The sequence below is a fragment of the Confluentibacter sediminis genome (assembly GCF_003258355.1).
GTDB lineage: Bacteria > Bacteroidota > Bacteroidia > Flavobacteriales > Flavobacteriaceae > Confluentibacter > Confluentibacter sediminis.
On sequence record NZ_QKPO01000001.1, the window covers coordinates 175,855 to 189,189 of the forward strand.

General features: G+C 34.8%; 11 protein-coding genes. 10 read left to right on the top strand and 1 reads right to left on the bottom strand.

The annotated features are described in order from the left end of the window. Nucleotides 1-20: 20 nt before the first annotated feature. The 5 genes from DKT72_RS00890 to DKT72_RS00910 all read left to right on the top strand — a co-directional run bounded on the left by DKT72_RS00890 (nucleotide 21) and on the right by DKT72_RS00910 (nucleotide 3,931). Nucleotides 21-458 (top strand): VOC family protein, encoded by a 438-nt coding sequence (locus DKT72_RS00890; RefSeq protein ID WP_111306831.1) that lies wholly within the window; start codon nucleotides 21-23, stop codon nucleotides 456-458. A gap of 268 nt (nucleotides 459-726) precedes the next feature. Further along, nucleotides 727-1,065, top strand: coding sequence for a helix-turn-helix domain-containing protein (locus DKT72_RS00895; RefSeq protein WP_111306832.1), 339 nt, complete (start codon nucleotides 727-729; stop codon nucleotides 1,063-1,065). Continuing rightward, nucleotides 1,058-2,302 carry a DNA cytosine methyltransferase gene (locus DKT72_RS00900; RefSeq protein ID WP_220628056.1) on the top strand — a complete coding sequence of 415 codons (1,245 nt, stop codon included), beginning with the start codon at nucleotides 1,058-1,060 and terminating at the stop codon, nucleotides 2,300-2,302. The genes DKT72_RS00895 and DKT72_RS00900 overlap by 8 nt, the downstream gene beginning before the upstream one ends. Continuing rightward, nucleotides 2,283-3,380, top strand: coding sequence for a hypothetical protein (locus tag DKT72_RS00905; protein ID WP_111306833.1), 1,098 nt, complete (start codon nucleotides 2,283-2,285; stop codon nucleotides 3,378-3,380). Before DKT72_RS00900 ends, DKT72_RS00905 begins: the two co-directional genes overlap by 20 nt. Nucleotides 3,381-3,475: 95 nt before the next feature. Next, the gene (locus DKT72_RS00910) at nucleotides 3,476-3,931 is read left to right on the top strand and encodes an SRPBCC family protein (RefSeq protein WP_111306834.1); all 456 of its coding nucleotides are present in this window, start codon (nucleotides 3,476-3,478) and stop codon (nucleotides 3,929-3,931) included. Nucleotides 3,932-3,982: 51 nt separating this feature from the next. On the opposite strand, the gene DKT72_RS00915 is transcribed toward DKT72_RS00910, so the two are convergent. After that, nucleotides 3,983-5,464 (bottom strand): carboxypeptidase-like regulatory domain-containing protein, encoded by a 1,482-nt coding sequence (locus DKT72_RS00915; RefSeq protein WP_111306835.1) that lies wholly within the window; start codon nucleotides 5,462-5,464, stop codon nucleotides 3,983-3,985. Between the two features lie 209 nt (nucleotides 5,465-5,673). On the opposite strand from DKT72_RS00915, the gene ychF reads away from it, so the two are divergent. From ychF to DKT72_RS00940, 5 genes are all read left to right on the top strand, one after another. Further along, nucleotides 5,674-6,768: a redox-regulated ATPase YchF gene (gene ychF, locus DKT72_RS00920; RefSeq protein ID WP_111306836.1), complete on the top strand. Its 1,095-nt coding sequence runs from the start codon at nucleotides 5,674-5,676 to the stop codon at nucleotides 6,766-6,768. A 99-nt stretch (nucleotides 6,769-6,867) separates the two neighbouring features. Then, entirely contained in the window at nucleotides 6,868-7,320 is a 453-nt protein-coding gene (locus tag DKT72_RS00925) for an SRPBCC family protein (RefSeq protein WP_111306837.1), read from the top strand. A gap of 74 nt (nucleotides 7,321-7,394) precedes the next feature. Further along, on the top strand, nucleotides 7,395-8,303 hold the full coding sequence (locus DKT72_RS00930; RefSeq protein ID WP_111306838.1) for a DMT family transporter: 909 nt from the start codon (nucleotides 7,395-7,397) through the stop codon (nucleotides 8,301-8,303). Between the two features lie 190 nt (nucleotides 8,304-8,493). Next, a complete protein-coding gene (locus DKT72_RS00935) occupies nucleotides 8,494-10,344 on the top strand; it encodes a DNA topoisomerase IV subunit B (RefSeq protein WP_111306839.1) in 1,851 nt (616 codons plus the stop codon). Between the two features lie 308 nt (nucleotides 10,345-10,652). Beyond that, nucleotides 10,653-13,328, top strand: a complete 2,676-nt coding sequence (locus tag DKT72_RS00940; RefSeq protein WP_111306840.1) for a DNA gyrase/topoisomerase IV subunit A — start codon at nucleotides 10,653-10,655, stop codon at nucleotides 13,326-13,328. Nucleotides 13,329-13,335: the final 7 nt, after the last annotated feature.

Here is a 13,335-nt window from a genome sequence, read left to right on the forward strand (position 1 = left end):
ACAACTTAAAAATAAAAGATATGGCACTTATTAATCCTTACATCAATTTTAACGGAAATGCCGAAGAAGCATTTCATTTTTACAAATCGGTATTTGGCGGCGAGTTCGCCATGGTAATGCGTTTTAAAGATATGCCAAACGCTGGTTTTCAGGTGTCTGAAAAAGAAGCCGATAAGATCATGCACATTGCTCTGCCTATTGGCAACAACGTATTAATGGCGAATGATGTTCCCGAAATAATGGGACGTGTCAATGAAAACGAAAACAGGTCTAAGATCGCTGTCAGTGCCGAAAGCCGTGAAGAAGCCGATAGCATATTTAAAGGGCTTTCTGCTGGAGGCACAGTAGAAATGCCTATTGGCGACAGCCCTTGGGGTTCCTATTTCGGCATGTTTAGAGATAAATATGGTATTGAATGGACGGTGGATTATGACCCTAAGTATAAAGGGAAGGTGTGATATAAAAGTATGGACTGATAATAGAGCAGTGTTTTATTTTCTGTAGGACTCTGCTTTTACCAGATTTAAAAAATCCTGAGTTTGCGGCTTGGGATTTTTTGTTTGTCATTGCTGTTTAATGTGTTGGTTTTAGCGTTTTCGGTTTTTGTTGATGCAGAAATCTATTGCTATAAAAACCAAATAACCTAAATTTCCCCAACGCTATATTCTTAATAATCCGAATAAATTTCTTTATATTTGACAAAATTGTCAAGGTAAAATATTCAAGATGATGAAAGAAACATTTGGAGAGTATATTCATAAACTAAGGACAGAAGCGTCACTGACTCTAACAAAACTTGCAGCAGCTCTAGACATAGATCAATCAACCTTGTCTAAAATTGAAAACGGAAAGAGAAATATTCAAGAGGAGATTCTTCCTAAATTAGCTGAGATTTTCAATTTAGATATTGACCAGTTGGAAAAAGAATATTTCAGTGAAAAAATCGCTGAAATGATTTATCCAAAGGAAAACTTAAGTGAATTTCTAAAGCTTGCTGAACAAAAGGCAGAGTATAAAAAACTGACAAATTTGAAACAAGAAAAAATAGATTTTAAAAATGCTTAAATATTCAAAAATTCGCAAGGTCTTAGATATTGAAAATATGAATGGTAATGCTGAGGATTTAGCCTTTTTTACTCATTATCTTCACAATCACACTAATGGTGTTTCTAAATCATTTAAGAAAAGAGCAGTTGAATATTATAATCAACAAAATAACAACTTAAGTATTGCTTCTGAACCAGAGTTGCAAGCAATGCTTCCTATTAATTGGGATATTCCATTTCCAAGCCCTAAAAATCCAGAGTTTACTTTTATTGATCTCTTTGCAGGAATTGGCGGATTTAGAATTCCTATGCAAGAAATTGGAGGGAAATGTGTGTTTTCATCTGAGTTTAACTATCACGCTCAGAGAGCCTACGAATTGAATTTTGGAGAAGTTCCATTTGGAGATATAACTAAACTGGACTTAAACGTTGTGCCAAAACATAATATATTATGCGCAGGTTTTCCTTGTCAACCTTTTAGTATTTCAGGTAAAATGAAAGGATTTGAAGATACAAGAGGAACTTTGATTTATCACGTTTTTAAGATTATAGAAAAAAGAGAACCAGAGGTAGTGCTATTAGAGAACGTAAAACATCTTTTGTACCACGATAAAAAAAGAACTCTAACCACAATCATTCAACATTTAGAAGAATTAGGATACAAAGTTTCAAAAAAGGTATTAAATGCATCGGATTTTGGTGTTCCTCAAAACAGAGAACGCATAATAATAGTAGGGCATAAAAATAAAAAGTTCGATTTCTCTAAATTGAAAATAAAGCCTAAACCTGTTTTAAAAACCTTCTTAGATAAAGAAAATGACTTTGAATTTTTAGAGGAACCATATACTATTCTTGAGGATATGAAAACTCAGGATTCAGGTTTAATATTTGCAGGTTATAGAAATAAAACGATACGGAAAGCAGGTGTTCGACCAAATACAGAGCATTTGTCCCGTGTTCATAAGCAACCAAATAGAATATACTCTACAGATGGTGTTCATCCAGCATTACCATCTCAAGAATCATCGGGAAGATTTTGGATATATCACGAAAATGAAGTTAGAAAACTCACTATTCAAGAATGTTATAAAATTATGGGTTTTCCTAAAAAATTTAAACTGATAAACAATAAGTCAGAATTGTATAGACAAGTAGGTAATTCAGTTGCTGTTCCAATGATTAAGGAAGTAGCTACCCAAATAAAAAAACAATTAATTACATCAATCAAAATAAAAGATGCCGAATACATTTCTTAAAAAAACATTTGATGAATCAATGAAATTGGTTGGTTCTGATAACAAAATTAAGTCGGATTTACCAAAGGCAATAACAAAGCACTTAGATGTAATCCTTAGTAATTCAGAATCATCAAAAGGAGTGCTAACCGTTATTCTTACTAGCTTAGTCTATAAAACTCTAAACCCAGCACAGGATATTAGAAATCATCAAACGAGCATTGATAACGGATACTCCGGTAGAACATTTGATGCAAAGTATATTACACCATTTCTAAAAAACGTAAAGTTTCCTTCAATGGCTGAAAGCGGTTGGTTGACACGTTCTCTTGAGCAAAAAGTTCCTTATGATAAAAATTACTCAGGAGCAATAAGGCCAGAAACACTAAAAACATCATTTTTAGAAACTATTGATTTTGTTCAAAAAGGTAAAGACTTGGACAAATGCTTGAGCTATTTAATGCAGGGATTAATCATCAAAAGAAACAATCAAGAAATTGACTTGGCAAAACCTTTAAATCTTCCAATTTCAACAATAATCCAATTACTTACAAACCACTTCAATGCTAAATATATTGCCGACGGAGCTTCTCGTCTTCCTGTTTTAGCCTTGTTTGCTGCCTATGAGTGCCTAATGAAAGAAGCTAAAAGATTTGAAGGAAAAACTCTTCTTAATATCGAAAGTCATACTTCAGCAGATACTAGAAGTGGAAGGATTGGAGATATTGATATTGTGGATGACAAAGGCAAAGAGTTCGAGGCAGTTGAAGTTAAGCACGGAATACAAATTAATGCACAGCTAGTAAAAGATGCTTTTGAAAAATTTAAGACAACACAGGTAAATAGATATTATTTATTGTCAACAGCTGATATAGACCCAAGTGAATCGAAAAATATCGAAGAAGAAATCGAAAGAATAAAGAACATTCACGGTTGTCACGTCATAGCGAATGGACTTATAAACTCTCTGAAGTATTATTTACGTCTTCTATCAGAGACGTCTGAATTTATATCTAACTATGTAAACTTAATAGAGTCTGACACAGCGTTGAAATATGAGCACAAGAAAAAATGGAATGAAATAATTTCAGCAATGTAATGTCCCCTATTAGCCTCTTCTAGCGCTCATTTGTAACGATTGCCAACTTAGAGGAATCAGTTATAAAACAAAAATAGATTTAAACAAACCAGTATATGAGCACCCATACTGACAAAGAAATTTACAGTTCCAGAGCATTAAACGCACCCGTAGAAATGGTGTATGAAGCCTTTGCCAATCCATTACATTTAAAAACATGGTGGGGTCCAGAAGGCTTTACCAATACCATACACGAATTTGACTTGCAACCCGGAGGCAAGTGGCTATTAACCATGCACGGCCCCGAAAAGGGGAATTATGAAAATGCTTCTGTATTTAAAACGGTTGTTCCACATAAATTAGTGGCTTGGACACGGCTGTCACAACCGCTGTTTGACATGGAAGTGGCTTTTGAAGAAATCAACCCCTCAAAAACAAACATAACTTTCCGCATGATTTTTAATACGGTTGGTGAGTGCCATAAAATGAAAGCTTTTGTAGTGCCTAAAAATGAAGAAAACTTTGATAGGTTGGAGCGGGAACTACGCGTGATGTTAGAGGGCAAGAAATGATAAGCCAAGATTCAAATCCATAAAACTCCGAATAACACCTAGGGATAAAAATCAATTCCCCTCATTCCCAAAAGCCTTCATTTCCTGCAAAGGCGCTAAAGTCTCATCATCTCCCCAAATGGCAGTGTCAAACTTTTTAAGACTTTGGTATGGCACTTTTTTAGGCTGGGTAATGGCGTTATAATCGTTAAGGGTTATCGGATTGTTGGCGGTTATTAAGAGTTCCGTTTTTGTGCGGTTGTTGCCCTCAAGGGTAAAATCGGTGCTTAATTTATAACGGTCTTTACTGTTTTCAATAAGGGTTACATCGCGACTCACGTAAAAATAACTGCCGCTTTCGTGCTTGATATATTTAGGCTGGTAGGTGCTATCGCTTTGTTTTTGGTAAAGCACTAAGCCAGAGCTGAGGTTTTCTTCATACTTCACACCAAGCAAAAGTTTTAGATTCAGTTTGCTGCCATGTCTGTTTTCATAATAGCTATAGGTGGCTTTGGTAATGGCATAATCGCTATCGGTGACATATAATTTACCACTATATTTTGCTTTCCCTTTTCTGGGCTCGTAGCTTATAATATAGGTAAGCTGTTGGTTGTAAACGGTGATATCGTCTAGGGTGTAATCGTATAAGCGGGTGTCCAATACATTCATTAAAAATGAATTATCGTAAAACTGCGAATATTTTAGGGTGCGTCTGGTCGATTGTTTGAGGTCTTTTGAATTGAATTCTTCTTTTTTGGCTTTCTCTTGCTCTTTTTTTATTTCTGCAAACGATAAGGAATCTTCAATTTTAAAGAGACCAGTTTTTACTTTGTAGGTTTTGGTGGTGTCTAAATAGCGCAACATGATGTTTTTAGCACGCTGTTGTATATTATCTATAGAGAAATCTTTATCATGGTCTAACAGTAGAGTCACTTTGCTAACGGTGAGTTTAGAGGAGTCTTGGGTTTGTGTATAAAGCGATCCTTTTAAATCTTGATAGTTCACGATGTTGCTCGTCTTAATAGCTTTGGTCAAGGCTTGTAAATCGGTATTCACTTTGTCCAATTGTTGCTTTTTAACATGAGAGGCTTTATCGATTTCAAAATCCAGGTTTTCAAAATTGACATAATCGGCAACTCTTCTAAAGATGTCGTATTGTCTTAAGGTGCTATTGTAATTCTTTTTGGAATAGCGTTTCACTCTGGCAATGATAGAATCTACATGAGGCTTTTTGTTGCTTATATAAACTTCGTCCAACTGATTGATGGCGGTCTCTAAAGCAATGATATAATTTAACGATTTAATATCGGCGACGGTAAGTGTTTTGGTGCTGTAACCAATACTTGATATAGTTAAGCTGCTCGTCTCTTCTGGGGACGATAAGGTAAAATAACCTTCTTCGTTAGAGATGATGCCGCTAAATGCTCCTGTTTGTATGGCAGCGAAGGGAATAGGGGCTTGGGTATTTTTATCAATGAGTTTGGCAGTAATAGGTTGTGCTGAAATAATTTGTAAACCGATACAAGTGATGATAAGAAATAAAGTGTTTTTCATAAAAATAGATTCAATATAAAAACGATTTGCAGGTGAATTTGTTACAAGGCAACTTTAAAAAAACGAATAAATTTCAGCCTTGATAAATGTAACTATTTGAAAAGAAAAAAATTATAAATTACTGTTAATATAGTATATATTTGCACTCGCAAAAAACAGTATTTAAAACGAGTTCCTGTTAAAGCGGGAAAGACCAAAATGTCAAAAAAATGAAAGCAGGAATTGTAGGATTGCCTAATGTTGGAAAATCAACCTTATTTAATTGTTTGTCTAATGCCAAAGCACAAAGTGCCAATTTTCCATTTTGTACTATCGAACCTAATATAGGGGTTGTAAACGTGCCAGATAGCAGATTGGAAAAACTGACCGAATTGGTGAAACCAGTTAGGGTACAGCCAGCCACTGTGGAGATTGTAGATATCGCAGGATTGGTAAAAGGCGCTAGTAAAGGAGAAGGTTTGGGCAATCAATTTTTAGCTAATATTAGAGAAACAGATGCCATTTTACACGTATTGAGATGTTTTGATAATGATAATATTGTACATGTTGATGGGAATGTGAATCCTATTCGGGATAAGGAAACCATCGATATGGAATTGCAGTTGAAAGATTTGGAAACGGTAGATAAAAAGCTTGAAAAAGTAAAACGAGCGGCTAAAACAGGCAATAAAGAGGCTCAAAAAGAAGAAGCCGTTTTAATGAAAATAAAAGAAAACCTGGAAGCAGGTATCTCGATACGCGCATTGGAATTTAGTGAAGATGAGTATAATGATTTTGTAAGTCCAGCACAGTTTATTACAGACAAGCCAGTAATGTATGTTTGTAATGTAGATGAAGGTTCGGCTGTTTCAGGTAATAAATATGTAGAGCAAGTTAAAGAAGCCGTAAAAAATGAAAATGCCGAAGTATTGGTGTTGGCCGTTGCCATTGAAGCCGATATCAATGAGTTGGAAGATTATGAAGAGCGTAAAATGTTTTTACAGGATATAGGGTTGGATGAAGCAGGTTCGGCAAAATTAATACGCTCTGCCTACAAACTTTTAAATCAACAAACCTATTTTACGGCGGGCGTGAAAGAAGTTCGTGCTTGGACAATCGATATAGGAGCTACCGCACCACAGGCAGCAGGGGTGATTCACACCGATTTTGAAAAAGGATTTATTAGAGCTGAGGTGATTGCCTATAACGACTATGTGACTTACGGTAGCGAGGTTAAAGTTAAAGAAGCCGGAAAAATGCGTGTGGAGGGGAAAAGCTATATCGTGAACGATGGCGATGTGATGCATTTCTTGTTTAACGTATAGATTTAAAATAGCGGCAACAGATTAATTTTGAATATATACACAAAAGGATCTGCCTTTTGGATTATTAATAATTATTTTTGTTTTACAAATGTTTGCTTAATGCCACTAATCGAAATTAAAACGACTATTGAAGCCGATTTAAAAACCTGCTTTGACTTGGCAAGGAATATTGATGTCCATCAAGAATCCTTAAGTAAATCTCAAGAAAAGGCTATCGCAGGTAAAATTTCCGGATTGATAGGCTTGGGAGAATGGGTGAGCTGGGAAGCTAAACATTTTGGATTTGTACAGCATTTAACATCGAGGATTACCGAATTTGATTCCCCTAACTATTTTGTAGACGAAATGGTTTATGGTGCCTTTAAATCTTTCAAGCATAAGCATAGTTTTAAAAAAGATGGGGATAAAACCATAATGGTTGATGCGTTTGATTTTGAATCTCCCTATGGGGTTATAGGTAAATTTGCTAATTGGTTGTTTCTTAAAAGATATATGACCAATCTTTTAACAACCAGAAATATATATATCAAAGAACGGGCAGAATCTCTTTGAGTTTTATTCATTGAACATCGTAATCGGTAAGGTTTTTGTATAAATAGTATACAATACAAGGCTATCTTGGCTGCATGGAAACAAAAAAATCAAGAACATTTATTTATGGTGTTTTAATAGGCCTTTTAGGTATCGTGCTATTTTCATCTAAAGCGGTTATGGTCAAGTTAGCTTACCAATATCAAGTGGATGCATTAAGCCTGTTGCTGCTGCGAATGTTGTTTTCCTTTCCCTTTTATGTCGTTATTGCCATCATTTATGCTAGAAAAGAAAATACCCATGTCATTTTAAAAAGTGATTATGCTTGGGTGGTGTTTTTTGGGTTGGTAGGCTATTATTTGTCCAGTTATTTTGATTTTGTGGGCCTTCAATATATTAAAGCTAGTTTAGAGCGCATTATCTTGTTTTTATATCCTACCATCATTATTATATTAAACAAGCTATTTTTAAAAAAACCTGTCAACACACGACAGGTACTCGCTATAGGGCTTACCTACTTTGGGATTATAATTACCTTTTGGGGAGAAGATGTTGTATCGGGAAGTCATCTATATTTAGGAGGCTTTTTAATTTTTCTTTGCGCCATAACGTATGCATCCTATTTAGTAGGTAGTGGTTGGTTAATTCCGAAATTTGGAGTTATGAGATTTACATCTTATGCCATGATCGTGTCTTGTATTTCGGTATTTATTCATTATTTGATAAGTAGCGAAACCAGTATCTTGGGCTATCCATGGGAAGTGTATCTTTTTGGCCTTTTAATAGCTGTTTTTGCTACAGTGATACCTTCATTTTTAGTGTCCATATCCATAAAAATGATAGATTCTTCAAATTTTGCTATTGTAGCTGGTGCAGGACCTATTTCAACCATTATTTTAGCAGGCATTTTTTTAGGGGAACAATTAACATGGCTACAGTTATTTGGTGCCTTGGTTGTTATTTTTGGTATCCTATTGGTGTCGCTTAAGAAAGTTAAGAGTTAGGGGTTAAAAGTTGAAAGTTAAAGGTTACTTAAACTAAACGACAAATAATTAAACAAATCAACATCCAGAACACAAATACTAACCAACCAACTTATCAAAAAATATTGTTAATTACTTTGTGTCATGGTAGTTTCATTTTTTAAACCGAAATACTATATTAGCGTTCCCTCATAGAACATGCTAAAGATATATGATTGAACAAACCAATTACACCGAAGATAACATACGTTCGTTAGACTGGAAAGAACATATTCGTATGCGTCCGGGGATGTATATAGGTAAATTGGGCGATGGCTCTTCTCCAGATGACGGTATTTATATACTTTTAAAAGAGGTTTTAGATAATTCCATAGACGAGTATGTTATGGGAGCAGGAAAAACCATTGAAATTTCCATTCAAGGGAACAAAGTAAACGTCCGAGATTATGGCCGTGGGATTCCTTTAGGAAAAGTGGTGGATGTAGTTTCTAAAATGAATACCGGTGGGAAGTACGATTCCAAAGCGTTTAAAAAATCAGTAGGGTTAAATGGTGTCGGTACAAAAGCCGTGAATGCCTTATCATCATTTTTCAGGGTCGAATCTACACGAGATAATAAGTCGGCCTCTGCAGAATTTGAACAAGGGAACTTAATCAATCAAGATTTGTTGGATGATACATCCAGACGAAAAGGCACAAAGGTGTCTTTTATTCCTGATGAAATTATCTTTAAAAAATACAAATTCCGGAATGAGTATATTATAAAAATGCTCAAAAACTATGTATACCTAAATCCAGGTTTAACGATAGTTTATAACGGTGAAAAATATTTTAGTGAAAACGGACTTAAAGATTTATTAAGTGAAAATATTAATGAATCAGACAGAGCCTATCCAATAATTCACTTAAGAGGTGACGATATTGAAGTCGCTCTTACCCATAGTAAAACACAGTATAGTGAAGAGTACCATTCTTTTGTAAACGGACAAAATACGACACAAGGAGGGACGCATTTGGCGGCATTTAGAGAAGCCTTGGTAAAAACCATCCGTGAGTTTTATGGTAAAAATTATGATGCTTCAGATGTGCGTAAATCTGTTGTGTCTGCTATTGCTATCAAAGTCATGGAGCCTGTGTTTGAAAGTCAGACTAAAACCAAATTAGGTTCTACCGATATGGGTGGCGATCTTCCAACGGTAAGAACTTATATAAACGATTTTCTAAAAACCTATTTGGATAATTATTTACATAAAAATCCAGAAACGGCAGATAAAATCCAAAGAAAAATTCTTCAGGCAGAACGCGAGCGCAAAGAATTGTCTGGTATTAGGAAATTAGCAAAAGACAGAGCGAAAAAAGCCAGTCTTCATAATAAAAAACTACGTGATTGCCGTGTGCATTTTGGCGATATTAAAAATGATAGAAGTTTAGAGTCTACCTTATTTATTACCGAGGGAGATTCCGCATCGGGAAGTATCACAAAGTCAAGAGATGTTAATACGCAAGCCGTTTTCAGCTTAAAAGGAAAACCGCTCAACTGTTATGGGTTAAGCAAAAAAATTGTTTATGAAAATGAAGAATTTAATTTGCTTCAAGCGGCGTTGAATATAGAGGAATCTTTAGAAGATTTAAGATATAATAATGTAGTAATAGCCACCGATGCCGATGTAGATGGTATGCATATTCGATTGTTGCTTATTACCTTCTTTTTACAGTTTTTTCCAGAAGTTATAAAAGAAGGCCATTTGTATATTTTACAAACCCCTTTGTTTAGGGTTAGAAATAAAAAGGAGACTATTTATTGTTATTCTGATGAAGAACGTAAAGATGCTATCGAAAAATTAAAACCAAAACCAGAGATTACACGATTTAAAGGGTTGGGTGAGATTTCACCAGATGAGTTTAAACATTTTATTGGAGAGAACATCCGTTTGGATCCTGTCATGCTCGACGATAACATGTCTATTGAGAATTTATTGGAGTTTTATATGGGTAAAAACACACCTGATAGACAAGAGTTTATTATAGATAATTTGAAAGTAGAATTGGATATTATTGAATAATGAGTATCTAAAATTATCTACTTCGTATTTTAAGGGGTAAAAAATAAGAATTTGATATAAAATTTAGTTAAAAAAGAATTATAATATAGAAGTTTAGGCGTAAATTTGCAGCGAAAAAGTAAAATTAATATAACCTGACGATTCAGGTTTAAAACGAAACAGATATGTTATATTCAAAAGAAACTAAATTAGTAAGAAGAGAGGTTTATGATTTTGTAACTGCATTTAACAGAAACATAACAAAAGTAAAAACTAAATTCTCAGGAAAGACCATGCTTACTGGGAGGCCAAAAATATAGTAAAAATTAATGATTGAAGACGGTAACGATTTAATTAACGAACAAGACGAACCTAAAGAAACCATTACCCGAATTACGGGAATGTATAAAGATTGGTTTTTAGATTATGCATCTTACGTTATTTTAGAACGTGCTGTCCCAGCTATAGAAGACGGTTTTAAACCTGTACAACGCCGCATCATGCATTCTATGAAAGATTTGGATGATGGGCGTTACAACAAGGTGGCCAATATTGTAGGGCATACTATGCAATACCATCCCCATGGAGATGCTAGTATTGCCGATGCTATGGTACAAATTGGTCAAAAAGATTTGTTGATAGACACCCAAGGAAACTGGGGAAATATCTTAACAGGTGATAGTGCAGCAGCATCACGTTATATTGAAGCACGTTTATCAAAATTTGCTTTAGATGTTGTTTACAATCCTAAAATCACCGAATGGCAAGCATCTTATGACGGTAGGCGTAAAGAGCCTGTAAATTTACCGGTCATGTTCCCTTTGCTTCTTGCTCAAGGAGGTGAAGGTATTGCGGTGGGGCTTTCAACAAAAATATTACCCCACAATTTTATAGAACTTATTGATGCTTCCATAAAGCATTTAAGAGGAAAACGGTTTACAATATTACCGGATTTTCCGACGGCTGGAATTGCCGATTTCTCAAATTATAATGATGGTTTGCGAGGTGGTCGCGTTCGGGTCCGGGCTAAAATATCCCAGTTGGATAAATACACGCTTGTTATTACCGAAATTCCTTTTGGAACCAATACAACTACTTTAATAGACTCTATTTTAAAGGCCAACGACAAAGGCAAAATAAAAATTAAAAAAATAGAAGACAACACGGCTGCCGATGTTGAAATTTTGGTGCATTTACCTGCAGGGATTTCACCAGATAAAACGATTGATGCCCTGTATGCTTTTACAAGTTGCGAAACGTCTATATCGCCGTTAGGCTGTGTTATTGAAGATAATAAACCATTGTTTATTGGTGTTACCGAAATGTTGCGTCGTTCAACCGATAACACCGTTCAGCTTTTAAAAAGTGATTTAGAAATAAAGCTGGACGAGCTAGAAGAACAATGGCATTTTGCTTCCTTGGAACGGATTTTTATTGAAAAAAGAATTTACCGTGACATTGAGGAGGAAGAGACCTGGGAAGGTGTTATTCGTGCCATCGACAAAGGACTTCAGCCACATATAAAACATTTAAAACGTGCCATAACCGAAGAGGACATTGTACGTTTAACAGAAATTAGAATCAAACGTATTTCTAAATTTGATATTGACAAAGCACAACAGAAAATTGAGGCTTTAGAAGATCAAATCGCAGAAATTAAACATCATTTAGCCAATCTTATTGAATACGCTGTAACTTATTTTACAAGACTTAAAAAAGATTATGGAGAAGGTCGTGAACGTAAAACAGAAATTAGAGCATTTGATGATGTAGATGCGACTAAAGTTGTTATTCGTAACACGAAATTATATGTCAATAGGGCAGAAGGTTTTGTGGGAATGTCGCTTAAAAAAGACGAATATGTATGCGATTGTAGCGATATAGACGATATTATTGTATTTACAGGCGAAGGTAAAATGATGGTAACAAAAGTAGATGCTAAAACTTTTGTAGGTAAAGACATTATTCACGTCGATGTTTTTAATAAAAAGGACAACAGAACCATTTATAACATGATTTATAGAGATGGCAAAGGTGGTCCCTCTTATATAAAACGTTTTGCAGTAACAGGCATAACCAGAGACAAAGAATACGATTTAACCAACGGTAATAAATTATCGACTGTTTTATATTTTTCAGCTAATCATAATGGTGAAGCAGAGGTTATTACCATTTTGTTGCGTCAAGCAGGCAGTATAAAAAAATTAAAGTGGGATATTGATTTTTCAGATATTCTTATTAAAGGAAGGGGCTCAAAAGGTAATTTGGTAACTAAGTATCCTATTAAGAAAGTGGAACTTAAAGAGAAAGGATTATCGACTTTAAAACCTAGGAAAATTTGGTTTGATGATGCTGTGCAACGTTTAAATGTAGATGGTAGAGGTGAGTTGATTGGAGAGTTTAGAGGAGAAGACCGCATTCTTATTATCAATCAGTCAGGTGTTGTTAAAACCATTATTCCTGAAATTACGGCACATTTTGATGACGACATGATCGTTCTGGAAAAATGGATTCCTAAAAAACCAATTTCCGCTATTTATTATGATGGAGAAAAAGAACGCTATTATGTAAAGCGTTTTTTAATTGAAAATGAAAATAAAGAAGAGGTTTTTATTTCAGACCACGACAAGTCACAATTAGAAATTGTTTCTACAGATTGTCGACCTATGGCAGAAGTTATTTATGCCAAACAAAAAGGTAAAGATCCAAAAGATAACGAAATTGTAAATCTTGAAGATTTTATTGCCATAAAAGGCATTAAAGCTATTGGAAATCAGCTTACCACTGAAAAAATAAAACAAATTAATTTATTAGAACCTTTAGCATACGAAGCTCCAGAAGAAGTACATGCCGATGAAATTGAAGTTGTTGATGAAGAAACCTTTACTGACGACGACAATATTTCAACCGAAATAACATCTAAGAATAGTGATGTTCCAACCAAAAAAGAGGATGACGAAGATGATTTTAAAGTTGGAGGAGAAGGTCAAATCACATTGTTTTAATAGCTTT

Bases quoted from the DNA above. Each gene is read 5' to 3' on its own strand.
- DKT72_RS00890 (WP_111306831.1), top strand. From the start codon at position 21: ATGGCACTTATTAATCCTTACATCAATTTTAACGGAAATGCCGAAGAA.
- DKT72_RS00895 (WP_111306832.1), top strand. From the start codon at position 727: ATGATGAAAGAAACATTTGGAGAGTATATTCATAAACTAAGGACAGAA.
- DKT72_RS00900 (WP_220628056.1), top strand. From the start codon at position 1,058: ATGCTTAAATATTCAAAAATTCGCAAGGTCTTAGATATTGAAAATATG.
- DKT72_RS00905 (WP_111306833.1), top strand. From the start codon at position 2,283: ATGCCGAATACATTTCTTAAAAAAACATTTGATGAATCAATGAAATTG.
- DKT72_RS00910 (WP_111306834.1), top strand. From the start codon at position 3,476: ATGAGCACCCATACTGACAAAGAAATTTACAGTTCCAGAGCATTAAAC.
- DKT72_RS00915 (WP_111306835.1), bottom strand. From the start codon at position 5,464: ATGAAAAACACTTTATTTCTTATCATCACTTGTATCGGTTTACAAATT.
- ychF (WP_111306836.1), top strand. From the start codon at position 5,674: ATGAAAGCAGGAATTGTAGGATTGCCTAATGTTGGAAAATCAACCTTA.
- DKT72_RS00925 (WP_111306837.1), top strand. From the start codon at position 6,868: ATGCCACTAATCGAAATTAAAACGACTATTGAAGCCGATTTAAAAACC.
- DKT72_RS00930 (WP_111306838.1), top strand. From the start codon at position 7,395: ATGGAAACAAAAAAATCAAGAACATTTATTTATGGTGTTTTAATAGGC.
- DKT72_RS00935 (WP_111306839.1), top strand. From the start codon at position 8,494: ATGATTGAACAAACCAATTACACCGAAGATAACATACGTTCGTTAGAC.
- DKT72_RS00940 (WP_111306840.1), top strand. From the start codon at position 10,653: ATGATTGAAGACGGTAACGATTTAATTAACGAACAAGACGAACCTAAA.